This window comes from Rhodococcus sp. IEGM 1408 (genome assembly GCF_033142235.1).
GTDB lineage: Bacteria > Actinomycetota > Actinomycetes > Mycobacteriales > Mycobacteriaceae > Dietzia.
The window spans coordinates 456705-481074 of record NZ_JAWLRW010000001.1; the positions used below are offsets into that span (position 1 = coordinate 456705).

Consider the following 24370-nt stretch of genomic DNA (forward strand, 5'->3'; position numbering starts at 1 on the left):
GGGTCAGGCCGCGTCGTCGGGATAGCCGACCACGCAGAACAGGTCGGTGCGCAGGGTGGTGGGGTCCATATCGGGCGACGGTTCGGTCACGTACGACTCCCAGAACGGAACCGCCGGTTCACGGCCCATCGCGCGGATCTCGCCCATCAACTTCCCCCACGCTTCGCCGAGCCCGTCGTAGGGACCGATGTAACTCGTCACGGCGACCTCGCCGGCCGGGAGCTCGGACGGCACCACCCGTAGCCCGTCGTCCGCCTGCTCGTCGCCCGAACCGTCGGGCAGCGGCGTGCCCAACGGGAAGCCGATCTCCAGGTCCACCTCGGCCTCCGCGCCCTCGGTGATCCGGGTGTACAGGGCGAACGCCGCTGCGACGGGCGTCATCCCGGTGGCGAAGAGCGCTGGGAACGCCTTGCCGAAGGCGGCATCGAAAAAGTCGCTGATCGTGGCCATGCGCACGTTGGCGGCACGGACGACGGCGGTCGGGACCGCCTCCGCGGCCAGCAAGCGCACGCCGACCACCGGGTCCGCGCCGAGGTCGGGGTAACCGGCCGGAGCGGCCTCCGGGGACGGTGGTGAGAGCGACGGCGCTGGTGGCCGAGGCGACTCGGGGGACTGGGATGACTGCGGTGACGACGACAAGGTGGTTCCTCTCTCGAGCGATGAGGCTGGCGCCCAGTCTGCTCCTGACCGCGTGCTATCGGAAGGGCCTGGCCTACCGCGCGCCCGCCCGCTCAGGTGGCCCGCGCCGGATGCGGCCGCGGGCCGTGGCGAGGACACTCGGGGGCATGTCGACCTTCCGACTCCGCACCCCCGACCGCACAATCGACCTCGGCGAATTCGACAACGCCCAGGAGGCGCTCGAGGCCGCCGTCTCACGCCAGGCCGCCGACGGCCCCACCGACGGGGTACTCGAGGTAGAGGTCGGTGGTTCCTGGCACCCCGTCGACATCGAGGGGGACATGCCGTGACCTCCTGCGCCATCGGGACGGTCACCCAGTGCGCGACCTGCGGTGTCGAGCGCGCGGAGCCGCTGCCCGAGGTGTGTCCGATCTGTGCGGACGAGCGCCAGTACGTACCCGCCGGGGGTCAGCGCTGGACCACCCCGGCCGAGTCGCGGTCGCGGGGCGCGCAGCTCGAGTTCACCGAGCGCGAGCCCGATCTGATCGGTCTGGTCCACCAGAACTGTCCGGGCATCGGCCAGAGGCCCGCCCTCATCCGGACCGCTCGCGGGAACGTCCTGGTCGAGGTACCCAACCACATCAGCGAGGAGGCCGTGGCCGCTGTCCGCGGCTGGGGCGGACTCGCGGCGATCATCGCCTCCCACCCGCACATGTACGGCGTGCAGTCGCTGTGGTCACAGGCATTCGACGACTGCCCGGTCTACGTCTCCGCCCCCGACGAGCACTGGCTGGGTCTGCGCCCCCGCAACACCGTGGTGTGGGGCGGGGGCCACGACGGCGACGAGGTCGAGATCGTGCCGGGGGTCCGGGCCTCCCAGCCCGGCGGTCATTTCCCCGGAAGCGCGGTGGTCCACTGGACCGCGCCCGACGGCCTGGGCGTGCTGTTCACCGGCGACACCATCGGCTCGGTAGCCGATCCGGAGTGGGTCACGTTCATGCGCTCGTTCCCCAACTGGATGCCGCTGTCCGGTGCGGTGGTGCGTCGCATCGCCGACCACGTCTCCCGATACGACTTCGTCCGCATCTACAGCAACTTCGGCGGCTGCGTCCCCCACGATGCGCGTGCCGCCGTGCAGCGATCCGCCGACCGCTACGCGGCGTGGGTCGAAGGCGAGTACGACCACCTCACTTGACCGTCGGAACCCCATTCCGACGTGTACACGCCTTCGACACGTCCGCGGAACATGTACACGAAACACCGATTCGTGAACACATCCGGCGATGATGTCAGCGCGCGGCGGTCGTGGCAGCTGCCAACTCCCAGAATCGCTCGGCGATCGCCGGGTCCGACGCCTCCGCGCTGCGGCCGATGAGCGTCGGCATCCCCCGCAGGTGCTGCATCGCGTCCGGGCCGGTGTAGCTGCACGGCGGCAGTGGACGCGTGGCGGCGAACATCGTGGTGAGCGCCGCCTGCGCTGCCGGCTGCGCGAACACCGAGCACACCCCGGTGATGAGCCGGTCGAGCACGGCATTTCCTGTGGCATTGGAGATCCCGGTGGCCGCCCACCCGGGGTGGGTGAGCTGCACGTCGACGCCTGCCCGGCCGGCTTTCGCCCGGCCATCCCGCAACCGCTGATCCAACGCGAGCCCCCAGAGCATGTCTCCGAGCTTGGACTGGGCGTAGGCCGCCGCGGGGGTCCACCGCCGTCGGCGGCCGTGCGATGTCCGGCTGTGTGGATTGCGAAAGTGCGGGTCGTCGAAGTCGAAGGTCGCGGCCTTGTGGGCGTTGGAGCCGACGATCACCACGCGGCGGCGCACGAGCGGCAGCACGAGATTGGTGAGGAGGAACGGCCCCAGGACGTTGACGCCGAGGAGCATCTCGGAGCCGTCGGGGGTCTCGCGGCGCCGGGGCGTGATCGCCCCCGCGTTGTTGACCAGCACATCTATTGACTCGGCCGCGTCACCTGTCAGTTCGCCGGCCGCCCGCCGCACGCTGTCCAGCGACGCCAGGTCGAGTTCCACCACGCGCGCCGAACCCGGCAGCTCGGCGGCCACCTCCGCGCCTCGCGTGGTGTCACGGACCGCGAGGATCACGCGGGCCCCGTGGCGGGACGCCGCGCGGGCCGTCTCCAGCCCGACCCCGTTGGTCGCGCCCGTGACCAGCCAGGTCTCGCCGGAGAGGTCGGGGAGGTCGATGCTCTCGGGTTTCACGTGGAACACGCTACGAGCACCGGCGGGAGGGAGGTGAACCCGTCGGATGCCATGAAGTGCCCGGCTCCCGGGACACACTGCGCCGAGGCACCGAGCGCGCGGGCGAGCCGGTCCGTATGGCCGGCGGGGACAAAGGGGTCGTTGTCCGACCGCAGGACCACCACCCGGTCGAGGTGCGCACCGCACCCCTCCACGTCCACCCCGTCGCCGATATAGGCGTCCAGCTGCGGGAGCTCGGGCAGCGGGTCGACGAAACCGGCGACCAGCACGAGGGTGCCCAGCCGCCACGGCCCTGCCAGCGAGTGCAGGTGCCGCAACACCGTGAGGCACCCGAGGCTGTGGGCGACGACGATCGAATCCCGGTCCGGCGTCCCCACGGCGGCGCCGATCGTGGCGAGCCATCCCTCTGGATCGGGCGCTCCGGAGTCGGGAAGCGCGGGGACCGTGGTGGGGATCCCTTGGCTCTCGAGCTGTCCGGCGAGCCATCCGAACCAATGGTCCTCGGGTGCGGCGTCGTAACCGTGGATGATCGTGGCCCGACGTGCGGTGGTGGTGGCGATGACGGTCGATCCCTTCGTCGATGAGCAACCCCACGCCGGTGTCCACACCGCCGACGGTGGCTACTTCCCGCCATGAGCGTAGTCACCGGGCACCAAGACACTTTTAGACCAGGCAGCAGCCTGATGGTGGGGTGATCGCCTGAGTGGGTTTCCCGTGCTCGGCGGGACCGGCGGACGCTTCCGCGCCATCGACCCGGGCAGGATGGCTATCTGGACACCCCGTCAACTTCGAAAACGTTATCGTTCGCGGCTGCGCCCTGTGGGGGTCGCATCACCGATCTCCCCAACCCCATAATCGTTATTGCTTTGTCACCTGAGAGATTTCAGGTAACGTCCTCGCCAACGCCGCGCGGGGATGTTCAGGGACTCCCCGCGCGGCTGTCGTCATTTCCGTCGAGACTCGATCTTGTAGAACGTGTTCTAGTACCGTGGCTCCCATGAGCGCTCTCGACTTCGAGTCCACCAGCAAGACCATCACCGCCGGCCGCTTCGAGCTGCACTTCCACGAGGCGGGCGAGCAGAGCGTCACCGAGCCGGAGAGCACGGTTCCCGTCCTGTTCCTCCACGGTTCGGGCCCGGGCGTCACGGCGTGGTCCAACTTCGCGGGCAACTTCCCCGTCTTCGCCGACCGCTTCCACACCATCCTGCTGGACATGCCGGGCTTCGGTAAGAGCTCCGACCTGGAGTGGGAGAAGGCTTACCCCCTGATCGCCGCCGAGGCGATCGACGCGTTCTGCGAGGCCAAGGGCATCGAGAAGGTCGACATCATCGGCAACTCGATGGGCGGCAACGTGGCGTGCGAGACCGCGCTCGCCTACCCGGGCCGCGTCCGCAAGATGGCCCTCATGGGCCCCGGGGGCCTGGCCGCGCCACTGTTCGCGCCCGAGCCGAGCGAGGGCTCGCGGCGACTGTTCGACTTCCTCGCCGATCCCTCCGACAAGACGATGGCCGCGTGGGTCGACACGATGGTCGGCAACAAGAAGGTCGTCTCCGAGGAGCTCATCCGCACGCGGACCGAGGCCGCCACCGCCCCGGGCGCGGTCGAGCGGATGTACGCCATCTTCGGCTCGATCCTCAAGCCCGAGAACGCGCACACCCCGCTCTACGCCCGCGCGTCCCAGATCCGTCAGGAGACGCTGCTCATCTGGGGCCGCGACGACCGGATGCTCCCCTACGAGCAGGCGCACTTCGCGTTCCGGCAGCTCCCCCGCGCCGAGCTCCACGCGTTCTCGCGCTGCGGGCACTGGGCGATGATCGAGCAGAAGGACAAGTTCGAGCGCCTGGTGATCGACTTCCTGCTCAACTGACCCCCGGAGGTCCAGAGGGATCCGGCGCGCGGCCGGGGCTCCGCTAACCTCGGGGCCATGAGCGAGACGCCGCAACCGGAACAGCCCGCCGTCGACCCGCAGACGGGCGAGGACCTGTCCTGGAAGCGCACCCCGGTCGCGATCCTGCTCCTCGACCGCCCCTCCCCCGGCCACCGCGAGATCAGCGAGCTGCTCGCCGAGATCTTCGAGGGCTCCTACGAGGTCGACCCCGGCACGGATGACGACCCCGCCACCGGCGTGTACATCGAGGACGCGACGGTCATCGTCACCCCGGTCGACGCGCCCGTGGCCGGCGGCGAGGCGTCACGTTTCACCGCGAACCTGGCCATCTGGAACGGCCGGGAGGGTGTGGTGGACACGCATCAGTCCCAGGTCGTCGTCGCCGCCTTCCGGCTCGGCCCGGTAGGGGACGACGACGAGCCGACCGAACCCGACTACCTGGACCCCCGGCTCGACACGCTCAGGTGCGAGCTCGCGGTGGCCACCGTCACCGCCGCGCTGACCGCCCTGCCCGGCGCGATCGCGGTGAGCGTGGGCGGCGCCTCGACCACCCTGCCGGCCGGCCCGTACCGGGATCTCGTCACCGGGAGCCCGCTGCCCGTCCCCGCGCTCGTGGGGGTGCGGGCGGGCATGCAGTCCGAGACCACCTCGTGCGTGTACACCAGCGGGCTCGGCCGCTTCGGTCGGCTGGACCTCGAACGGCTCGACATCGATGGGCCCCCGGGCGCGGCGTTCGGGCAGATGTGCGATCTGGTGGCGTACTCGCTGGGCTCCGGGACCGTGTTCCAGGCCGGGCAGTCCCTCGAGGTGGGCGGGCCGCAGCCGCTGGTCACCAGCGTCGAGACCTCCCCGTTCACCGGTCAACCGGCCCTCCGGCTGACGCAGGGCTGAGCCCCGCCCGCGGGTCGGCGCGCCTGCCCGAGCGTCGCGATACCGCCTACTCCCGCCGGCGGGTGTTCCGCTCCACCACGAGCCGCGTGGTGGCGGCCAGCTGGAACGGCCGGATGACGGGCTCGATCCGGCTGGTCAGCCGCTCCTTCTTGAGCTTGGCGATCACGCTGCGGACGAGCTCCGGCAGCGGGTTCCCGGAGTGGTCGACGAGCGGGTAGATCCGCACCTCCGGGGCCACGCGCGCCATCTCGACGATCGCATCGACGTGGTCGGCCAGGTCCATCCGGTCGGCGTAGGTGAAGAGCAGGTGGGAGCACAGGACCAGGTCCGCCGAGTCCGCGGCCAGCGGCAGAGACGGCAGGGCCCCGGCGATGTACCGCTCGGGGGAGGCGTCGAGATCGGCGAGCATGAGTTCGGCTGCTGTCCGGCGGATGGTCTCGTGGCCCACCACGCCGCCGCGGACGTGCCAGTCGTAGTCGAGATCGCGGGCGCGCGAGTGGGCGATCGACCGGTCCAGGTCAGCGAGGACCCGCTCCCGCACGTCGTAGGCGCCGAGCGAGTACTGGGGATCGACCGCGATCGCGTCCCCGCCGTTCGCACTGATCTCCGCGACGGCGCTGGCCGCCCCTCCGGGGCAGTCGATGATCCGGCGGCGCAGGTCTGCCTGGTCCAGTCCGAACATGTCGGTGTACTCGGCCAACGAGCGAGCGCTCACCAGGATGTCGGACTCGGTGAGTGGTTCGTGACTGGTGCGGGGACTTGCGGTCACCTGGGATCTCTCCTCGATCAGGGTGGGCTCGGATATCTGAGCCGCGCGGGTCGCAGTGGCTGACCCCGGGCCCGGTGAGGGCCGCGATCCTGACGAATGGACGGCCCGCCGGGTCCCGGCGGGCTCGTGACACCCGCTTTTACGTCATGGCGGCGGTGGCAGCGCGAGGACCCGTTGGGGTGCGTCGCCAGCACATCAGCACGTTTTTTGGCACGAACCCACCGTAACAGCGCCGTCCGACACCGGCCACCTTAATGTTCGCGGTGTTCGCTATGGGCCCATCGCCCACCGGAACGTGACGTGGACCACCCGCAGAATAGACACACGTTATAGTTTTGTCCATCGCGGGCTGACCGCTGAGTCGGGTCCGCAGCATCGACACCCCTGGAGCACACGTGAGATCACCGCTTTCCCACCGGTCCGCCTTCCCCGGCCTGCCCTCCGTCGCCGGAGGTCTCGCGCTCGGATTGGTCGTGGCGCTCGCGCCGGCGCTCTCGGCCGGCAGCGCTCCCCAGGCCGCCGCACAGGGTTCCTCGGTCCCGGGCGCCTCGGATCAGGGGTCGTCCAACACCCCGGACCGGACGGCGTTCTACACCCCGCCGGCCGAGCTGCCCGCCGACCCGGGCACTGTGATCCGCAGCGAGCCCATGGCCGTCACCCCGAGCGTGCCCGACCTGGTGGCGGGCGGCGCGCTGCCCGCCGACGCGCAGCGGATCATGTTCCGGTCCACCGGCGGGGCGGGCGGGCCGATCGCCGTCACCGGCCTCTATCTCCAGCCCCGGGCGGCGTGGAACGGCCCCGGCCCGCGGCCGCTCGCCGTGGTCACGCCCGGAACGCAGGGTCAGGGTGACCAGTGCGCACCGTCCAGGTCCATGGAGGTCGGGCTCGGGGTGCAGACCGCGCCGGTGTCGATGGCGGCCGGGTACACCGTGATCGACGCCTACTCGATGCTCGCCGAGGGCTTTGCCGTCGTCATCCCCGACTACGAGGGGCTGGGCACGCCCGGCCTCCACCCGTACGTCAACCGCGACTCCCAGGGCCGCTCGGCGCTCGACGCCGCCCGCGCCGCGGTGCGCCTGGCGGGCACCGACCTCGCCCCCGACTCCCCGACCGTGATGACCGGGTACTCGCAGGGCGGCGGCGCTGCCGCCGCGGCAGGCGAGATGCAGCGCGAGTACGCCCCCGACGTCAACCTGGTGGGCATCGCCGCGGGCGCCCCGCCGTCGGACATGCTCGGCACGCTCGACCGCGTCGACGGCGGTGTGCTCACCGGTGCGGTGGGGTACGCCATCAACGGGATCCTCCAGGTGCACCCCGAGCTCCGGCCGGCGTTCGACCGCCGGCTCAACGACGAGGGCCGCCGCATGCTCGAGGTGACCTCGACCCAGTGCGTGGCTGAGACCGCGTTCGCCTACGGCCTGCGCCGGACCACCGAGTTCACGGTGGACGGCCGCTCCCTGGCCGACGCCGCCCGGTCCGAGCCGGAGATCGTACGGGCCCTCGAGGGCTACAGCCTCGGCAAGGTGGCGCCCGCCGTGCCGGCGCTGGTGCTGATCGGCCGTAACGACGACGTGGTCCCGCACCACACCGCGGTGGACCTGGTCCGCAACTGGTGCGCCCAGGGCACTGTCGTCGAGCTGCGGACCGCCGAGCTCCCCGCTGTCGCGCCCGGCCTGGTGATCGACCACGCCCTGCCGATGCTGGCCGAGCGCGCCACCAGCGCGCGCTACCTGATGGACCGCGTCCACGACCGGCCCGCGCCGAACTCCTGCGGGACGGTCTGACACCTCACGGCAGGTTGTGGTGGAACGCCTGCTGCTGGCTGAGGCGGGCGATCCGCCAGCCGTCTCCGGTCCGGACGAACTCCAGCAGGTACCAGAGCCCGTAGAAGAACACCTGCTGGTCCTTCTCCTCCACCGATCTGAGTGCCATCGGGTTGAAGCACATGCAGCGCCCGGACGCGGTGTCCCCATCCAGGCTCACCTCGAGGTTGGCCATCAGGTGCTGGGTGGCGGCAAAAATCGGCAGCATCTCGGCCAACCAGTCCCGCACGACCGGATAGGTGTCTGCGGGACCGCCCGAGGCCTCGTAACTCACCCGGGCGTCCGGAGTGAAGACCCGGTCCAGCGCGTCGAAGTCACGCGCGTCGATGCAGGTCGCGTACCTGGTCATCAGGTCCTGCAGGTCCCAGCGATCGGACAGTTCGACCAGTGTTCGGCTCATGCTGCCTAGGCTAACGTGGCCACCATGCAGTCCGACGAGGAAATCCGCGCACGCCAGGCCATTGAACAGCTCAAATACCGCTACTGGCGGGCCTGCGACGCCAAGGACCCGGGAGGATTCCGGGCCTGCTTCGTGGCGACCGGCGGCGTGCTGGACTTCGGTCCGCTGGGCCGCACCGACCCGGACACGATGGTCGACGTCTTCCGCCGGATCGCGTTGGCCACCGCAGCCGACGGCGGCCCGCGGATCCTCGACATGCACCACGGGTTCATGCCCTCGATCACCATCGAGGGCTCGGGGCCCGGTGGACCCCCTCGACGCGCCACCGGCAGCTGGACCCTGCAGTTCCGGCAGGTCGACCGGGACAACGGCACCGAGACCGTGTCGACCGGCGAATACGCCGACGTCTACGTAGTCGAAAGCGGGCGCTGGGTCATGTCCGAGTGCCTGTTCACCCCGGGATGGTCGGTCACCCGCACCCTCGACAACGCCACCGTGACCTACCCCGAGGCCCACACCGTCCCCGGCGCTGCCGCCGCCGCGACCGCCGGAGCCGACTCGTGACCGCGCGCGTCGCCCTGGTCACCGGCGGTAGCCGGGGCGTGGGCAAGGGCGTGGCCACCGCGCTCGCCGAGGCCGGCTGGACGGTCTACGTCACCGGACGCTCGATCGAGCGGCTGCAGGTCACGGTCGACGCCGCCGCCGGGGCCCCTGGCGAGGTGCGTCCCCTCGAGTGCGACCACGCTGACGACGCGCAGATCGTCGCCGTCGTCGCCCGGATCGTCACCGACACCGGGCGCCTGGACCTGCTGGTCAACAACGTGTGGACCAACCCCAAGGGCTTCATGGGCTTCAACGGGAAGTTCTGGGAGCGGCCCGCCGGCGACTGGGACGCGCTGATCGGCATCGGGCTGCGCGCGCACTACGTCGCCAGTTGCGAGGCCGCCAAGGTGATGGTCCCGCAGGGCTCTGGCCTGATGGTCAACATCTCCTCGTTCGGCTCGCGCCAGCCGTTCCACACCGTCCTCTACGGGATGAGCAAGACGGCCCTGGACAAGATGGCGTCGGACATGGCGCACGAACTCGCCGGCACGGGCGTGTCCACCCTCTCGCTGTGGCTGGGGCTCATCCGCACCGAGCTGCTGCTGTCGCTGGGGATGGACGACTTCAACGGCTTCCCCCTCGACCGTGCCGAGGACCCGACGTTCGTCGGCCGCGTGATCGCCGCGCTCGCCGAGGACCCGTCCCTGGCAGAGCTGAGCGGTTCCACCGTGATCACCGCCGAATACGGTCGCGAGCACGGGATAAGGAACGACGACGACGAGGTCCCGCTGTCACACCGGGGCGCCTTCGGCGGGGGTCCGCTCTTCCCGCCGGTCACCGATGAGCAGTTGGGGATCGCGACAGTCGACGAGGTGGCCGCGGCCGGCGGGCACAACGGATTCGCGGGGGCGTAGCCGTGTCCTCGCACGAACTCGACGACATCGACGACCCGCTGGAGCACCTCGAGCGCAATGAACGCCAGGCCGGTCAGGCCATCCGGTACGTCCTGCTGTCCTCTGCGATGACTGTCGCCCTGGCGGTGGCGATCGTCGTGTTGTTCGACGTCACGGGGCCGCAGTGTCCGGGTACCGACGACCTGTGCACCACCGCCAACCGTGTCTGGGTGGTCGTGCTCCCCACGCTGCTCGCGTTCGCACTGGCGGTGGTCTCGGGGGTCAAGACCTACCGGCGCTGGCAACGCCATATCCGCTGGCGGCCGTGGCTGTTCGCGACCTACGCGATGTGGATGATCACCACGGCCTACCTGCTGGCGTCCTCGTCGACCGTCTTCGTGCAGATCGGCTGACCGGGCCGGCGCCGCGCTGGGTCGGCGACCCGCGCCGGCCCGGAGGGGGATGCGCTGCCCCTCCGGGCGTAGGGCCTCAGGACGGTGAACCCGAGGTTCAGGGGACGATGTTGACCATCTTCCCCGGCACCACGATGACCTTCCGGGGCGCGGCGCCGCCGAGGTTGGCCTGCACCTTCTCGTCAGCCAGAGCGGCGGCCTCCACCTCTGCCGGCGATGCGTCCGTCGGGACGGTGATGCGTGAGCGCACCTTGCCCTTGATCTGGACCGGGTACTCGACCGAGTCCTCGACCAGGTAGGCCTCGTCGTGCTCGGGGAACGGGCCGTGGGCCAGCGTCCCGGTGTGTCCGAGCCGCGACCACAGTTCCTCCGCCAGGTGCGGGGCGACGGGTGCCACCATGAGCACCAGCGGCTCCACCACCGAGCGCGGCGCCCCCGGCCCCTCCGTCGGATAGGCCTTGGTGAGGGTGTTGACGTACTCGATGAGCTTGGCGATCGCGGTGTTGTCCCGCAGTGCGGCGAAGTCGTCTCGCACTCCGGCGATGGCCTTGTGCAGCGCCTTGAGGACGTTCTCCGGCGGCTCATCGCTGGTCACACGCGCCTGCCCGGTGGACTCGTCGATCGCCACCCGCCACAGCCGCTGCAGGAAGCGGTGCGCCCCCACGACGTCCTTGGTGGCCCAGGGCCGGGACGTGTCCAGCGGACCCATGGACATCTCGTACACCCGCAGGGTGTCCGCGCCGTACTCCTCGCAGATCTCATCCGGGGAGACGGAGTTCTTGAGCGACTTGCCCATCTTCCCGTACTCCTGGAACACCTCGGGTGCGTCGGGCGAACCGTCGAGGAAGAACTTCCCGCCCCGCTGCTCTACGTCTGCGGCAGGCACGTAGACGCCGCGCGCGTCGGTGTAGGCGAACGCCTGGATGTAGCCCTGGTTGAACAGCCGGCGGTAAGGCTCCTCGCTGGTCACATGGCCGAGGTCAAAGAGGACCTTGTGCCAGAAGCGCGAGTAGAGCAGGTGCAGCACGGCGTGCTCGACTCCACCGACGTAGAGGTCCACTCCCCCGGGATCGCGCTCGCCGTGGATCTCCGGCCGCGGGCCGGTCCAGTAGCGCTCGTTCTCCAGCGCACACAGCTCGTCGGAGTTGGTGGGGTCGATGTAGCGGAGCTGATACCAGCTGGATCCGGCCCAGTTGGGCATGACGTTGGCGTCGCGGGTGAACGTCCGGGTGCCCAGGCCATCGCCCAGGTCCAGCTCGACGGTCATCCACTCGGTCGCCTTGGCCAGCGGCGGCGAGGGCAGCGAGTCGGCGTCGTCAGGGTCGAAGGAGACGGGCTGGTAGTTCTCCACCTCCGGCAGCTCGACGGGCAGCAGCTCGTCGGGCAGTGCGTGGGGGACGCCGTCCGAGTCGTAGACCACCGGGAACGGCTCGCCCCAGTAGCGCTGGCGGGCGAAGAGCCAGTCGCGCAGCTTGTATTGGACGGTCCCCTCGCCGGCACCCTCGCCCTCGAGCCAGGCGATGGTGGTGGCCTTGGCCTCGTCCACGCCCAGTCCGTCGAGCGCCAGCCCGCGGGAGTTGGCGGAGTTCACTGCCACGCCGTCACCCGAGTACGACTCGGACTGCACGTCCAGCTCGCGGCCGTCGGCCGGGGCCACGACCTGCACGATCGGCAGGCCGAAGGCGGTGGCGAACTCGTGGTCGCGCGCGTCGTGCGCGGGCACGGCCATGATGGCGCCGGTGCCGTAGCCCATCAGCACGTAGTCGGCCACGAACACCGGCACCTGAGCGCCGTTGACGGGGTTGACGGCGTACGCGCCGGTGAAGACGCCGGTCTTGTCCTTGTTCTCCTGGCGTTCCAGGTCGGACTTGGTGGCGGCCCGGCGGCGGTACTCCAGCACGGCCTCGGCGGGCGAGGCGTGCCCGCCGGTCCAGCGCTCGTCCAGTTCGCCGGCTTCAGCGCCCGCAGCGCCCGCAGGACCGGCCTCCGGCCAGAACGGCCCGGCCAGCTCGTCGACCAGCGGATGTTCGGGCGAGAGCACCATGTACGTGGCGCCGAACAGGGTGTCGGGGCGGGTGGTGAACACCTCGATCGACTTGTCCGCCACGGCAAAGCGCACGCGGGCGCCCTGCGAGCGGCCGATCCAGTTGCGCTGCATGGACTTGACCTTGTCGGTCCAGTCCAGCCGGTCCAGGTCGTCCACCAGTCGGTCGGCGTACGAGGTGATGCGCATCATCCACTGCGAGAGGTTCTTGCGGAAGACGGGGAAGTTGCCGCGCTCGGAGCGGCCCTCGGCGGTGACCTCCTCGTTGGCCAGCACCGTGCCCAGCCCGGGACACCAGTTGACCGTGGAGTCCGACAGGTACACCAGGCGGTGGGCGTCGAGGACCTTCTCCTGCTCGCCTCGCGACAGCTCGGCCCAGGCCCGGCCCGCGAACTCGGCGGGCAGCGGTCGGGAGCCGTCCGAGAACTGTTCGCGCAGTTCGGAGATGGGTCGGGCGCGCCCGGTGAGCCTGGCGTGCGGTCCGCTGTCGGTGGTGCGGGCGGGAGCCTCGGGGTCGTACCAGGAGCCGTGGATCTGCAGGAAGATCCACTGCGTCCAGCGGTAGAAGTCGGTGTCGGTGGTGGCGAAGACGCGGCGGCGGTCGTGGCCCAGGCCCAGGCGGCCGAGCTGACGCTCCATGTTGGCGATGTTGGCCTCGGTGGTCACGCGCGGGTGCTGGCCGGTCTGGACGGCGTACTGCTCGGCGGGCAGGCCGAACGCGTCGTAGCCCAGGGTGTGCAGCACGTTGGTGCCGAGCATGCGGTTGTAGCGGGCGAAGACGTCGGTGGCGATGTACCCCAGCGGGTGGCCCACGTGCAGACCGGCGCCGGAGGGGTACGGGAACATGTCCTGGACGAAGAGCTTGTCCTCCGGCGGGGCCGTCCCGTCCGTCGCCGCGAGCGGCCCGACGGGGTTGGGCGCCTCGAAGGTGCCGCGCGCGGACCATTCCTGCTGCCAGCGGGACTCGATCTCGCCGGCGAGCTCGGCACCGTAGCGATGCGCGGGCGCCGCCTGGTCGGACTGCGCTCCGGTGTCGGACTGCATGCCTGTGACGGCCTCGTCGCTGTTGCTCACGGTTGTCTGCTCTCCCTGGTCTCGCCGGTGCCCACACATAGGCCCGTCAAGCCTAAACCCTCAGGCAGATCGGGCCGCGTCAGCGTGTGGGCACCGCGGGCGGCGGGTCACGCCGTTCGATCAGGCCCTGGCGGCGCGACGCCCGGCGATCAGCGCGTCGACGCTGTAGCGGCCGGTGCCGACCAGGCCGAAGACCGCGACGGCCAGGGCGATCACGGCGACGAGCTCCCAGCCGCCGTTCGTGGCGTAGACGCCGGCGCCCAGGTGGACGAAGAGGAAGGCGCCGAACATGACGACGACGACGAGGGCCGCCACGAGCGGCGTGAGCAGTCCCAGGATGAGCAGGATGCCGCCGACCAGCTCGACGCCGCCCGCGAACACCGCGGCGGCCCGGGCTGCCGGGACGCCGACGGAGTCGAAGAACTCCCCCGTGGCCCCCGCGCCGTTGGTGACGAGCTTCTCCCAACCGTGGGCGATGAGGACCACTCCCAGGAGCACCCGCGTGATGAGCAGGCCGATGTCGCGGACGATCGCCGGGACGGGCACGAGGCGGGTCTCGCCCTGGAGGGCGCGGGGTGCGGGGGCGGTTGTCGTGGTGGTCACGTCTGAAGTCCTCTCGGGTCGCCCATCGGTGTTGATGATGCGTCACACACTTCTACCGCCGCGCTAGGTGTCGTGTCAACTAAGGCGGTAGGGTGGGGCTATGAGTGAACAGGCACGCAATGGGCAGGTCAGGTGGCTGACCGACGGGGAGAAGGCGCTGTGGCGCGACTATCTCGCCATCCAGGGGCGACTCCATCTGGAGATCCAGCGCGACCTCAAGGCCAACTCGAGCCTGACGGAGCCGGAGTTCGAGGTGCTGGTGTACCTCAGCGAGGCCGACGGACCGCTGCGGATGACGGCACTGGCCGACGCCCTGCTGTGGGAGCGCAGCCGGCTCTCCCACCAGGTGACCCGGATGGTCAAGCGTGGGCTGGTGCAGCGGACGAGCTGTCCCACCGACGGCCGGGGCGCGTTCGTCTCGATCACCGAGGAGGGGATGCGGGAGATCGAGAAGGCCGCACCCGACCACGTCGCCACCGTGCGCCGGGTGTTCCTGGACCGGTTGAGCGAGCAGGACAAGCGCGAACTCGCCCGACTGCTCGCGCTGGTCGAGGGCTCCGCGGGGGATGAGACGAATCGGAATTGTTCCGAGGCGGGCGTACCCTCAGTGGCGTGAACGCAGTGCTCGTGGTGGTAGTGGTGCTCCTCGTGGGGCTCGCCCTCGTGGCCGGGGGCACCGGCCTGCTGGGACTGCTCGGCAGGATGCCGGGCAACGGAGTGCTGGGCGTCCGCACGCCCGAGACCCGCCGCTCCCGAGAGGCCTGGGACCTGGCCAACCGCGCCGCCGGCCCCTCCTTCCTCGGCTCCGGACTCATGCTCCTGCTCGGTGCGCTGGGCGTGGGGCTGATCGGGGGCTGGGTCGGCGGCCTCGTCGTCGTCGTCGCTCTTCTCGGCGCGCTCGCCCTGCTCAACGTCGCCGGTCTCGCCGGATCCCGCGCGGCGGCGGTCTGGGATGCCGCCCGGGAGAAGGACGAGGGCGGCTGCGGCTGCGGCTCCGAGGGCGGGTGCGGCGGCCAGTCCTCCGCCGACCCCGCTTCTCCCGGCGAACACGCCTCGCAATGCAGCTCGGCCGCTCCCGGAGCCGACTCCGGCTCCGGCTCCGGCACTGGGTCCTGCGCCGACTCCCCCGCCGACCCGGCCGCCGACTGCGGCGTGACCGGCGGCTGCGGGTCGTGCGCCCTCCAGGGCATGTGCGAGCCGGAGACCACCACCACGCACTGAGCGCGGCCGGCCCGGCGCTGCCCGACCGGTGGCCCGCCCCTCCCGGCCCCCCTACGGTCTGAGGTTGACCCGAACCCACCGCTGAGCGACAGCACCGTCGTGCAACAGCACCAGGGTTCAACCCACCGTGAAGGAGATCGTCATGGCCGAGAAGTCCACCTCAGAGGCCGGCGGAGACGTCGTCGACATCCTCACCGCCGATCACCGCGAGATGATCGAGCTGATCGAGAAGATCGAGGCGTCCGCCGATCCCGAGGAGCGCCGATCGCTGGCCGACTCCGTCATCGCCGAGGTGATGCGCCACTCCGTGGCCGAGGAGCTGTTCGTCTACCCCGAGTACGAGCGCAGCGTCCCCGGCGGCAAGGAGGAGGTGGAGCACGACAAGGAGGAGCACCAGGAGATCGAAGAGGTGATGAAGGAGCTCGAGGGCCTGGACTCCGCGAGCGCGGAGTTCCTGGCTCTGGTGAAGAAGTTCAAGGAGCTCCTCGACCACCACGCCGACGACGAGGAGTCCGACCAGTTCCCCAAGCTGCGCGAGCACCTCGCCATCCACGAGCTGCTGGACATGGGCAAGAAGGTCGAGGCGGCCAAGGCCATCGCCCCCACCCGGCCGCACCCCGGATCCCCGCACTCGGAGCTGTTCCACATGACCCTCGGACCCGGCGTCGGCATGGTCGACCGCCTGCGTGACGCGCTCAGCGGCCGCATCAAGAACACCTGAGACATCCGGCCCCGGCGCCGGCGACCCTCGCGCCGGAGCCGGTGGCAGGCGCACACTGAGGGGAGTCGTCCGCCACGAAGGAGCCCGCCATGTCAAGGGACGTCTCACTCTCCCGGTCCGCCGTCCTCGATGCCCCCGCGGCAGCGGTGTTCGCGCAGCTCGAGGACTTCCACGCCTGGGAGCACTGGTCGCCCTGGGAGAAGGTCGACGCCGACCTCAACCGCAAGTACAGCGGCCCCGAGCGCGGGGTCGGCGCCCGGTACGAGTGGTCCGGGAACCGGGCGGCCGGTGCGGGCTCGATGGAGATCGTCGAGGCGTCGGCGGGCCGTCAGGTGGCTATCGACCTGCGCTTCTCCAAGCCCATCAAGGCCACCAACCCCACGGTGTTCACGCTGAACCCGCTCGGACCCGAGCGGGTCGAGGTCACGTGGACCATGACCAGCCGGCGGGGCCTGCTCCTGAGCCTGTTCGCGCGCGTCGTCAAACTGGACGCGATGCTCGGCACGCAGTTCGAGGAGGGCCTCGAATCCCTCGGGCGAGCCGCTAGAGCAGAACCCGGAACAGGACAGCGGTGAGCCCGCCGGTGGCCATCAACAGCACCATCGCCACCAGGCCGACGTTGTAGAGCGCCTGCGTCTGCCTTACCTCGCCCGCCCGGACAAAGCGTCCCACCCGCTGTTCGTGATGACGCTGCACCCGGAGCAGGGCCAGCAGCGGGACAAACGCGAGCAGCGAGAAGACCGCGGCCCACATCCACGACGTCTCGGCCACGAGCTTGGCCAACAGGATGATGTTGACCGCCACCACGGCCCAGGTCCGGGCCCACGACAGGCTCGTGCGCTCGGCCGCAAGACCCGCGTCCGGCGGGATCGCCTCCGGCCGCACGCCGAACCGCCGCCGGGGGGCGGTCATGCGTAGGTGTTGCCGAGGATCGCGACGATGAGCAGCACCGCGCCGATCGCGATGCCCAGCACCAGCAGGATGGACGCCTGCGGCACCGGCAGCGGTTGCTGGTGACGCATGGAGGCCTCGATGCGGATCCACCGCCGGAACGCCACTACGGCCAGGAGCGCGGCCAGCACCAGGAGGATGCAGGCCAGCGGGGTCCGGATGATCTCCGGGATCTCGTCGCCGGCAAAGGCCTCCATGGCCACCGCCCCGGCGGTCAGCCCGAGACTCGTGCGGATCCACGCCAGGAAGGTCCGCTCGTTGGCGAGCGTGAACCGCGGGTCCGGCTCGTCGCCGTCCCGCAGCGCCTTGGGCCGCCACCCCTGCTCGTCCTGCTCTGTCATGCCCCCGAGCCTATCGGTCGGGCTCCGGGGCCCGGGTGGTGCAATGGACCGATGAACCTCCTGCGCCGACTCCGGATCGAGCCGTTCATCCTGGCGATCCTCGCCGCCGTGGTGGTGGCCGCCCTCCTGCCGGCCACCGGTGGCGCGGCGGACGCGCTGGGCTGGGTGACGACCGTCGGTATCGCCGCCCTGTTCTTCCTCTACGGCGCGCGGCTGGAGCCCCGCGAGCTGCTGGCCGGCCTCACGCACTGGCGCCTGCACTCGGTGGTCCTCGCCGCCACGTACCTGCTGTTCCCGTTGCTGGGGCTGGTTGCCCGGTGGGCGCTGACGCCGGTGCTCGGGGAGTCGCTGGCCACCGGCTTCCTGTACCTGACGCTGGTGCCGTCGACCGTGCAGTCCTCGATCACCTTCGTGGCGATAGCCCGCGGCCACGTGAGCGCGGCCGTCGTCTCGGCGTCCGTCTCCAATCTCCTGGGCGTATTCCTCACTCCCCTGCTGGTCTTTGTCCTGATGACCTCGAACGGCTCGGTGGCCATCACGTGGGACTCGGTGGGAAAGATCGCGCTGCAGCTACTCCTACCGTTCGTGCTCGGGCAGCTGCTGCGGCGGTGGGTGCTGCCGCTCACCAAGAAGATCAAGCGCCTGGCCTTGTTCGACAAGTCCGTGATCGTCCTGATCGTCTACGCGGCATTCTCCGACGGCGTGGCCGACGGGATCTGGTCGATGATCGGGCCCGCCCAGCTGGCGTGGCTGATCGCCGCGTGCTGCGTCCTGCTCGCGGTGGTGCTGGGGTCGACCGAGCTGATCGCCCGCGTGCTGGGCTTCGAAGAGCGCGACAAGCGCGTCGTGCAGTTCTGCGGTTCCAAGAAATCGCTGGCCACGGGCCTGCCGATGGCGGCGGTACTGTTCGTCGGCCAGCCCGTGGGGCTCATGGTGCTCCCGCTGATGGTGTTCCACCAGATCCAGCTGATCGTGTGCGCGTGGCTGGCCGGGCGGTACGGGCGCGAGGAGCAGGTCAACGCAGATTCACGCTCGTAGTCAGGCGTGGCTGCTGACCAGTTCGGCCATCGGGGTGCCGGTCTGGGTGGCCCAGGCGCGGAAGGTCCCGGACGTCATGGCCGCGGCGGCATACAGGGCGGAGGCGATGCCGTGGCGGCGCGCGACGGATTTGAGGCCGCCGGCTGCGTCCAGATCGAGGAGGGTGGCCGCGCAGAGCCTGGCCATCCCCTCGGGCGCATCGGGGCCGCTGGCGGCCTCGCGCACCACGTCGATGACTGCGGAGGGCAGTTCCGGGGCGATGCTCTGGCAGAGCTGAGCGAACCGGGACGCGACGGTCAGCGCATCAGGGAGGGGTGCGGGAATGTCCTCCGCCGAGCGCTCCAGGTCCTCGAGCAGGCCGCCGGCGGTGGAGGTCTCCCCACGGGCGTGCGCCTCCAGGACCGCGCGCACGTGCGCGACTGCCGCGGCCTGCCGTTGCCGGGCGCGAACCATCGCAGCCTCGAGTTGGTCGGCGGTCGCGGTGGACACGTCGACGCCCTCGCGGGCCAGAAGTGGGGCGAAGCGCTCGAACTGCTCGTGAGTGGAGTCCATGTGTTCATTGTGGTCGCCGGGCGTGCCCGCGCGCGACCGCCCCATCAGGCGGCCTGACCACGCGCTAGGAACGGTGCTGGAACAGGAAGCCGAGGATCGCCGCCGCGACCTCCACCGGTCGCTCCTCGGGCGCGAAGTGCCCGCAGTTCTCGATCACCTGCAGCGCGCTGCCCGGTATCGCCTGCTGCAGCCGGTGCGCCCAGTCGAGGGTCTGCCAGGTGTCGTCCGCGCCCCAGATCAGCTGGACGGGGGTCTCCCCCAGCGTGTGCAGCCGGTCGCTGATCTCCAGGGTGTGTACCGGGTCGTAGTGCGCGACCTGGTGCTGGAACAGACTCGGCTGGCCGATCGGCCCGCTGATGAGGTCCACGTAGATCTGCAGCGCCTCGGGATCAAAGCTCGCCGGATCACTGTGGGTGGAGAGCAACCACTCCCGGAAGTGCGCCCGGTGCTCGTCGTCGGGCTTCTTGGCCAGCACCTCCAGTCCCTCGGCCATCTGCGCGCGGGTGCGCTCCGAGGGATAGCTGTCAAAGCTCACCACGTCGATCATCGTGAGCGTGCGCAGGCGCTCGGCGCCGTGCACCGCGAAGCGCTGGGCGACCCCGCCGCCGATGTCGTGCGCCACCAGGTGGAAGGTGTCCAGCTCCCACTCCTCCAGCAGTCCGTTGAGTACCGCCTCGTTGCCGGTGATCGAGGTGTCGACGCCCGGGTCCCGCGGCCGCTCCGAGAGTCCGTATCCCAGCAGGTCAAAGACGTGGGCGCGGTACCCCGCGACGACGAGCCGTGGCACGACGTCGCGCCAGATATACGACGACGACGGCGTGCCGTGCACCAACACGACAGGCTCTCCGGCCCCGTGGATGCCGTAGGCGATGCGGTGCCCGTTGATGAGGGCGTCGCGGTCGACGATGTGGCTCATCGCGGGTCCACGATGCGGCTTCTCACGTCAGGGCCCCGAACGCATTAGTCAGCTGCGTAGTTCAGCCGGCCAACTCGGAGACGATCCGCTCGGCCAGCTCCACGGACGACTGGGGATTCTGGCCCGTGTAGAGGTTCCGGTCCACCACGACGTACGAGCCCCACGGCTCCGCGGCAGACGAGTACTCGGCGCCGAGCTCGACGAGCTTGTCCTCGAGGAGCCAGGGGGCGTTCTCGGCTAGGCCGACCTGCTCCTCCTCGATGTTGGAGAACCCGGTCATCCGGTAGCCGGCGAACGGCGACGAGGCCGGATCCTCGGAGGCGGCAAGCACTGCGGCGGGAGCGTGACAGAGCAGGGCCACCGGCTTCTCGGCGGTCATCCTCTCGGCGAGGATCGCCCCGGAGGCCCGGTCCACGGCCAGATCCTCGAGCGGGCCGTGGCCGCCGGGGTAGAAGACCAGGTCGAACTCCGTGTGGTCCACGGCGGAGAGGTCTGTGGGCGATCCCAGGACAGTCGCGAGCTCGTCGAGCGCGGCCTTGACCTTCTGGAGGGTCTCCGGATCTCCGGCGCCCTCCCCCAGACTGGCCTGATCAACCGTGGGTGCGCGGCCGCCCGGGGTCGCGACTGTGACCGACCAGCCGACCTTGGTGAACACCTCGTAGGGGGCCACGAACTCCTCGGCCCAGAACCCGGTGGGGTGCTTGGAGCCGTCCTTGAGGGTCCAGTGGTCGGCTGCGGACAGGATCATGAGAACACTTGTCATGGGCGCGACCCTACGGAGGTCGGAGCGATACGCAACTGGTCGGGATCAGCGCGGATCGCCCGACGATTCGAAGTAGATAACAGAATTCCTATAGCAGTGCAATGTCCCTGCGGTTCACTTGTGTACGCCGTCTACCTGCGCAGACGCCCCAGTCAGAATGTTGACGATGTATCAGCAGGTCAGAGCGCCTTTGGTCGAGCTCGATAGTTAGCTAACGAAGCCGTTGCCGCCCGACCCACCCAGCCTTAGCGTTCACTCCGCACGAGCCAAGAGGCGAGTGTGGGGCGCCGATCGCTCCCACGACGGAGACTTCGGGAGGCTGGAGATGACGGTGGATACCGTGCTAACCGCTCCCAAGCCGGCCATTCCGGCGCTCGCCCTAGCCGGGCTGGCACTCCTCGGTTTCGCGGTGGGCACATCCGTCGCGTGGACGTTCGCGGAAGACCCGGCGATCGCCACAAGCAACGCCTCCGTTCAAACCTCATCCGCTCAGGGCGGGCTGACCACCTCGGTGACGGCGTTCCCCACATCACCGAGGGTGCCGCCTTCCCCTACTCCCGCCACCTCGACGGCCGCGGTCACCAACGCACCACACGCGACGTCCGAATCCCCTACTCCCGTGGCGGTTCCTCGGGCGGCGGTGCCGCCCGCTCCAGTCGCGGCTACCGCAACTCGCGTAGCGCCACCGCCTGCTCCACGAGCGCCGAGAACGCCCGTGGCTCGAACTCCTGCTCCCTACCGGCCAGCTCCGGCACCGGTTCCCAGCCCTTCCCCGGCGCCCGCACGCGCGCCGGCTCACCCGCCGCTACCAGGCATAACTCTTGATCTGCTGCCAGTTAATCCACAACCGCTCATCCAACCCAAACACGTCACCATCGGCTGACTCCGACGGCGTCTGGACACCTCAAACAAGGAGAACAACATGATTCCCGCTGGCATCCTCGCCGTAATCGGCGCTATCGGCACCCTCATCACCGGGGGACTCGTGAGCCTCGGCCCCGCAGCAGCGTCACTGGCCGGGCCGGCGCTGGCCGCCCCAGCAGTCACGGTCGCCGGCACCGCAGCCGCCGCCCTCGGCGGCGCGGGCAGTCTCGGAGCCCTCGGCATCGGTGCGGCGGCTGCCGGCACCAACCCCCACGTGGCCGGTGGGGTCGGCAACGCCGGCGCTGAGCTCTACAACGACGCCGTCGGTTCGGCCGCCGGCGTCGTGAACGGCCTCAATATCCCGGGCTTCCGGATCAACGTCAACTGACTCACCGGGTACACCCGTCGCCCCGGGGCAGCCTCACACCAGTTGGGCTTCCTTGGGGCTCCGGTGTTTGAATAGTGCGATGACCAGCGTGACCTACCTGCAGCAGACCTCTGCGTCGTGGCTGCGCCCGGCTCGTCGCGCGGACCTGACGATCTCCCGGGTCTTCCCGGCCGAGCCCGCCTTCAACTCCCAGATGTATCGGGACATCGGAGGCGACTGGAACTGGACCGATCGCCTCGGATGGTCGGAGGGGCGCTGGGCCTCCTACTGCGCCGACCCTTGCCTCACGACGTTCCGCGCCACCCGCGGCACCGAGGTCGCGGGATTCGCCGAACTCCGCATGAGTCCTTGCCACGACACCGCAGGACAGGGCCCAGAGGCCGCAGATGACGGGGTCGACGTCGAACTGGTCTACTTCGGCCTGCTCCCCCGCTTCGCCGGCCTGGGCGTCGGCGGCTGGTTCCTCTCCGAAATCGCCCGTATCGCCTGGCAGGTCCCCGGATGTCAGAGGGTCTGGCTCCACACCTGCGTCGACGACTCCCCCGCCGCGATCCCCAATTACCGCGCCCGCGGGTTCGTCGAATACGCCCTTGAGGACACCGGCTGCGCGGCCTGCTCGGCCTGACTCACTGCACCGCCTGACTCAACGAGCAGCCTGACTCACTGCTCGGCCAGCCGGGTCAGTGCACGCCCACTCATCCGGGAGACCAGCTTCTCCGAGACGGCGCCGAATGCCTGCAGCTCGTCGTCGTCGAGCCCCTCGAACATCCACTCCGCCAACGACACCCGCGCTGACACCACCTCGTCCACGATCCGGCGTGACTCGTCGGTGAGGTTCACCAACCGGACCCGCCGGTCGTCCGGCGGCATGGTCCGGACCACGTGGCCACTGGCCACCAGGCCGTCGACCAGGGCGGTGACCTGCCGCGGAGAGCAATCCAGGTAGGTCGCCAGCTCCACCTGCTTGCACTCGCCCTCGAGGCCCAGGACGAACAGCAACTCCAGTCGCGGCACGGTGAGACCGTAGTTCGCCGCGGCTCGCGCGATCGATCCGGACATCTCCTCGGCCAGCATCAATGCGCGGTCGAGAATCTCACTCGCAGATAGTGCCACGTGTATATAGTTACCACTATTCACCTTTCCCACTCCTGCCGACCCCGGCGGGGGACGAGGCGCAGGAGCCACCGTGAACGTGACCATCCCGGCAGGATTCGACTTCACCGACCCGGACCTGTTCGTGAAACGACTTCCGCACGACGAGTGGCGTCAGCTGCGCCAGACCGAACCGATCCATCGCGTGGAGAAGCGCGCCGGGTCCGACGGTTTTGACGATGACCACTACTGGCTGGTCACCAGGCACGCCGACGTCAAGGAGATCTCGCGCGTGACGGGAGAGACCTTCTCCGCCGGCGAGAACACGATGATCCCGCGCTTCGCCGAGGGCACCGAGCGGTCGATCATCGAGGCCCAGCGCGAGATGCTGGTCAACGAGGACGGCGAGATCCACAAGAAGCACCGCCGGATCATCTCCCGCGGCTTCACCCCGCGCGGCGTCGCCGGGATGCGGGACGAGCTCGCGGACCGCGCCCGCAGGATCGTCACCGAGGCCGCCGCGGCCGGCGCCGACGACTTCGTGACCTCGGTGGCCTCCGAGCTGCCGCTGCAGGCGATCGCCGACCTGCTGGGTGTGCCGCAGGAGGACCGCCACAAGATCTTCGAGTGGTCCAACACCATGACCAGCTACGACGCGGAGGGCGGGATGGACAACGCCGCGATCGCGTCCATGCAGCTCATCGACTACGCCAACAAGATGGCGGAGGCCCGGGCGGCCGACCCGCAGGACGACATCGTGACCAAGCTCGTCCAGGCCGACATCGACGGTGAGCACCTCTCCTCGGACGAGTTCGGCTGGTTTGTCACCCTGCTGGCCGTGGCCGGAAACGAGACCACCCGCAACGCCACCACGCACGGGATGGTGGCCATGCTGGAGAACCCCGAGCAGTGGGAGCTGTACAAGAAGGAGCGGCCCGAGACGGCCATCGACGAGATCCTGCGGTGGGCCTCGCCGATCACCCAGTTCCAGCGCACCGCCATGGAAGACGTGGAGATCGGGGGCGTGACCATCCGCAAAGGCGAGCGCGCGCTGCTCTGCTACGGCTCGGCGAACTTCGACGAAGAGGTCTTCGAGGACCCGTTCACGTTCAACATCCTCCGCGACCCCAACCCGCACGTGACCTTCGGCGGCCAGGGCCCGCACTACTGCGTCGGCGCCAACCTGGCCAAGATGCAGCTGGACCTGATCTTCAACGCCGTGGCCGACCACCTGCCCGACCTCACCTCGCTCGGCGACCCCAAGCGGCTGCGGTCCGGCTGGCTCAACGGCCTCACCGAGTGGAAGGTCGACCTGGGCACCTGCCCCGTGGCCCGCTGAGTCGGGGCGGCC

30 protein-coding genes are annotated in these 24370 nt (G+C 70.0%); 16 read left to right on the forward strand and 14 right to left on the reverse strand.

Annotated elements, in window-relative coordinates:
• Window positions 1-3: 3 nt before the first annotated feature.
• Window positions 4-639 carry a GyrI-like domain-containing protein gene (locus R4P08_RS02165; RefSeq protein ID WP_317812102.1) on the reverse strand — a complete coding sequence of 212 codons (636 nt, stop codon included), beginning with the start codon at window positions 637-639 and terminating at the stop codon, window positions 4-6.
• A gap of 146 nt (window positions 640-785) precedes the next feature.
• On the opposite strand from R4P08_RS02165, the gene R4P08_RS02170 reads away from it, so the two are divergent.
• Window positions 786-968, forward strand: a complete 183-nt coding sequence (locus R4P08_RS02170; RefSeq protein WP_317812103.1) for a hypothetical protein — start codon at window positions 786-788, stop codon at window positions 966-968.
• Window positions 965-1813 (forward strand): hydrolase, encoded by an 849-nt coding sequence (locus R4P08_RS02175; RefSeq protein ID WP_317812104.1) that lies wholly within the window; start codon window positions 965-967, stop codon window positions 1811-1813. Before R4P08_RS02170 ends, R4P08_RS02175 begins: the two co-directional genes overlap by 4 nt.
• A 94-nt stretch (window positions 1814-1907) precedes the next feature.
• On the opposite strand, the gene R4P08_RS02180 is transcribed toward R4P08_RS02175, so the two are convergent.
• Window positions 1908-2831, reverse strand: coding sequence for an SDR family NAD(P)-dependent oxidoreductase (locus R4P08_RS02180; RefSeq protein ID WP_317812105.1), 924 nt, complete (start codon window positions 2829-2831; stop codon window positions 1908-1910).
• Window positions 2828-3439 (reverse strand): RBBP9/YdeN family alpha/beta hydrolase, encoded by a 612-nt coding sequence (locus R4P08_RS02185; protein ID WP_317812106.1) that lies wholly within the window; start codon window positions 3437-3439, stop codon window positions 2828-2830. Before R4P08_RS02185 ends, R4P08_RS02180 begins: the two co-directional genes overlap by 4 nt.
• Before the next feature lie 389 nt (window positions 3440-3828).
• Here R4P08_RS02185 and R4P08_RS02190 point away from each other — a divergent pair, with 389 nt between their 5' ends.
• Entirely contained in the window at window positions 3829-4698 is an 870-nt protein-coding gene (locus R4P08_RS02190; protein WP_317812107.1) for an alpha/beta fold hydrolase, read from the forward strand.
• A gap of 57 nt (window positions 4699-4755) precedes the next feature.
• Complete coding sequence (locus tag R4P08_RS02195) at window positions 4756-5610, forward strand: hypothetical protein (RefSeq protein WP_317812108.1); 855 nt, start codon at window positions 4756-4758, stop codon at window positions 5608-5610.
• 46 nt (window positions 5611-5656) lie between these two features.
• Here R4P08_RS02195 and R4P08_RS02200 read toward each other — a convergent pair whose 3' ends face one another.
• Window positions 5657-6379 carry a hypothetical protein gene (locus R4P08_RS02200; RefSeq protein WP_317812109.1) on the reverse strand — a complete coding sequence of 241 codons (723 nt, stop codon included), beginning with the start codon at window positions 6377-6379 and terminating at the stop codon, window positions 5657-5659.
• A gap of 395 nt (window positions 6380-6774) precedes the next feature.
• Here R4P08_RS02200 and R4P08_RS02205 point away from each other — a divergent pair, with 395 nt between their 5' ends.
• Complete coding sequence (locus R4P08_RS02205; RefSeq protein ID WP_317812110.1) at window positions 6775-8163, forward strand: lipase family protein; 1389 nt, start codon at window positions 6775-6777, stop codon at window positions 8161-8163.
• A 4-nt stretch (window positions 8164-8167) separates the two neighbouring features.
• On the opposite strand, the gene R4P08_RS02210 is transcribed toward R4P08_RS02205, so the two are convergent.
• Window positions 8168-8602: a nuclear transport factor 2 family protein gene (locus R4P08_RS02210; protein WP_317812111.1), complete on the reverse strand. Its 435-nt coding sequence runs from the start codon at window positions 8600-8602 to the stop codon at window positions 8168-8170.
• 24 nt (window positions 8603-8626) lie between these two features.
• On the opposite strand from R4P08_RS02210, the gene R4P08_RS02215 reads away from it, so the two are divergent.
• Genes R4P08_RS02215 through R4P08_RS02225 form a run of 3 tightly spaced genes read left to right on the forward strand, consistent with a single transcriptional unit; the run spans window position 8627 to window position 10451 of the window.
• On the forward strand, window positions 8627-9166 hold the full coding sequence (locus tag R4P08_RS02215; RefSeq protein WP_317812112.1) for a nuclear transport factor 2 family protein: 540 nt from the start codon (window positions 8627-8629) through the stop codon (window positions 9164-9166).
• Window positions 9163-10059, forward strand: a complete 897-nt coding sequence (locus R4P08_RS02220) for an SDR family NAD(P)-dependent oxidoreductase (protein WP_317812113.1) — start codon at window positions 9163-9165, stop codon at window positions 10057-10059. Before R4P08_RS02215 ends, R4P08_RS02220 begins: the two co-directional genes overlap by 4 nt.
• Window positions 10060-10061: 2 nt before the next feature.
• Complete coding sequence (locus tag R4P08_RS02225; RefSeq protein ID WP_317812114.1) at window positions 10062-10451, forward strand: hypothetical protein; 390 nt, start codon at window positions 10062-10064, stop codon at window positions 10449-10451.
• Between the two features lie 97 nt (window positions 10452-10548).
• Here R4P08_RS02225 and R4P08_RS02230 read toward each other — a convergent pair whose 3' ends face one another.
• Window positions 10549-13539, reverse strand: coding sequence for a leucine--tRNA ligase (locus tag R4P08_RS02230; protein ID WP_317812249.1), 2991 nt, complete (start codon window positions 13537-13539; stop codon window positions 10549-10551).
• A 150-nt stretch (window positions 13540-13689) separates the two neighbouring features.
• Window positions 13690-14172 carry a DoxX family protein gene (locus R4P08_RS02235; RefSeq protein ID WP_317812115.1) on the reverse strand — a complete coding sequence of 161 codons (483 nt, stop codon included), beginning with the start codon at window positions 14170-14172 and terminating at the stop codon, window positions 13690-13692.
• 100 nt (window positions 14173-14272) lie between these two features.
• Here R4P08_RS02235 and R4P08_RS02240 point away from each other — a divergent pair, with 100 nt between their 5' ends.
• From R4P08_RS02240 to R4P08_RS02255, 4 genes are all read left to right on the forward strand, one after another.
• Window positions 14273-14788 (forward strand): MarR family winged helix-turn-helix transcriptional regulator, encoded by a 516-nt coding sequence (locus tag R4P08_RS02240; RefSeq protein ID WP_317812116.1) that lies wholly within the window; start codon window positions 14273-14275, stop codon window positions 14786-14788.
• Entirely contained in the window at window positions 14785-15393 is a 609-nt protein-coding gene (locus tag R4P08_RS02245) for an SdpI family protein (protein ID WP_317812117.1), read from the forward strand. The genes R4P08_RS02240 and R4P08_RS02245 overlap by 4 nt, the downstream gene beginning before the upstream one ends.
• Window positions 15394-15535: 142 nt before the next feature.
• Entirely contained in the window at window positions 15536-16114 is a 579-nt protein-coding gene (locus R4P08_RS02250) for a hemerythrin domain-containing protein (protein WP_317812118.1), read from the forward strand.
• Between the two features lie 89 nt (window positions 16115-16203).
• Window positions 16204-16689 carry an SRPBCC family protein gene (locus tag R4P08_RS02255; RefSeq protein ID WP_317812119.1) on the forward strand — a complete coding sequence of 162 codons (486 nt, stop codon included), beginning with the start codon at window positions 16204-16206 and terminating at the stop codon, window positions 16687-16689.
• Here R4P08_RS02255 and R4P08_RS02260 read toward each other — a convergent pair.
• Window positions 16658-17026, reverse strand: a complete 369-nt coding sequence (locus tag R4P08_RS02260) for a DUF202 domain-containing protein (RefSeq protein ID WP_317812120.1) — start codon at window positions 17024-17026, stop codon at window positions 16658-16660. The genes R4P08_RS02255 and R4P08_RS02260 overlap by 32 nt on opposite strands.
• Complete coding sequence (locus R4P08_RS02265) at window positions 17023-17406, reverse strand: YidH family protein (protein WP_317812121.1); 384 nt, start codon at window positions 17404-17406, stop codon at window positions 17023-17025. Before R4P08_RS02265 ends, R4P08_RS02260 begins: the two co-directional genes overlap by 4 nt.
• Window positions 17407-17457: 51 nt before the next feature.
• Between R4P08_RS02265 and R4P08_RS02270 the strand changes: the two genes are divergently transcribed.
• Window positions 17458-18444, forward strand: coding sequence for a bile acid:sodium symporter family protein (locus R4P08_RS02270; protein ID WP_317812122.1), 987 nt, complete (start codon window positions 17458-17460; stop codon window positions 18442-18444).
• Here R4P08_RS02270 and R4P08_RS02275 read toward each other — a convergent pair whose 3' ends face one another.
• The 4 genes from R4P08_RS02275 to R4P08_RS02290 all read right to left on the reverse strand — a co-directional run bounded on the left by R4P08_RS02275 (window position 18445) and on the right by R4P08_RS02290 (window position 21460).
• Window positions 18445-18996, reverse strand: coding sequence for a hypothetical protein (locus R4P08_RS02275; RefSeq protein ID WP_317812123.1), 552 nt, complete (start codon window positions 18994-18996; stop codon window positions 18445-18447).
• Between the two features lie 64 nt (window positions 18997-19060).
• A complete protein-coding gene (locus tag R4P08_RS02280; RefSeq protein ID WP_317812124.1) occupies window positions 19061-19912 on the reverse strand; it encodes an alpha/beta hydrolase in 852 nt (283 codons plus the stop codon).
• A 61-nt stretch (window positions 19913-19973) separates the two neighbouring features.
• Window positions 19974-20675, reverse strand: a complete 702-nt coding sequence (locus R4P08_RS02285; RefSeq protein WP_317812125.1) for a type 1 glutamine amidotransferase domain-containing protein — start codon at window positions 20673-20675, stop codon at window positions 19974-19976.
• A 662-nt stretch (window positions 20676-21337) separates the two neighbouring features.
• Window positions 21338-21460 carry a hypothetical protein gene (locus R4P08_RS02290; RefSeq protein WP_317812126.1) on the reverse strand — a complete coding sequence of 41 codons (123 nt, stop codon included), beginning with the start codon at window positions 21458-21460 and terminating at the stop codon, window positions 21338-21340.
• A gap of 137 nt (window positions 21461-21597) precedes the next feature.
• Here R4P08_RS02290 and R4P08_RS02295 point away from each other — a divergent pair, with 137 nt between their 5' ends.
• Entirely contained in the window at window positions 21598-21927 is a 330-nt protein-coding gene (locus R4P08_RS02295; RefSeq protein ID WP_317812127.1) for a hypothetical protein, read from the forward strand.
• Window positions 21928-22006: 79 nt separating this feature from the next.
• On the forward strand, window positions 22007-22552 hold the full coding sequence (locus R4P08_RS02300; protein WP_317812128.1) for a GNAT family N-acetyltransferase: 546 nt from the start codon (window positions 22007-22009) through the stop codon (window positions 22550-22552).
• Window positions 22553-22587: 35 nt separating this feature from the next.
• Here the strand turns inward: R4P08_RS02300 and R4P08_RS02305 are convergent, their stop codons facing one another.
• Window positions 22588-23040, reverse strand: coding sequence for a MarR family winged helix-turn-helix transcriptional regulator (locus R4P08_RS02305; RefSeq protein ID WP_317812129.1), 453 nt, complete (start codon window positions 23038-23040; stop codon window positions 22588-22590).
• A gap of 73 nt (window positions 23041-23113) precedes the next feature.
• Between R4P08_RS02305 and R4P08_RS02310 the strand changes: the two genes are divergently transcribed.
• Window positions 23114-24358, forward strand: a complete 1245-nt coding sequence (locus R4P08_RS02310) for a cytochrome P450 (RefSeq protein ID WP_317812130.1) — start codon at window positions 23114-23116, stop codon at window positions 24356-24358.
• Window positions 24359-24370 lie beyond the last annotated feature (12 nt).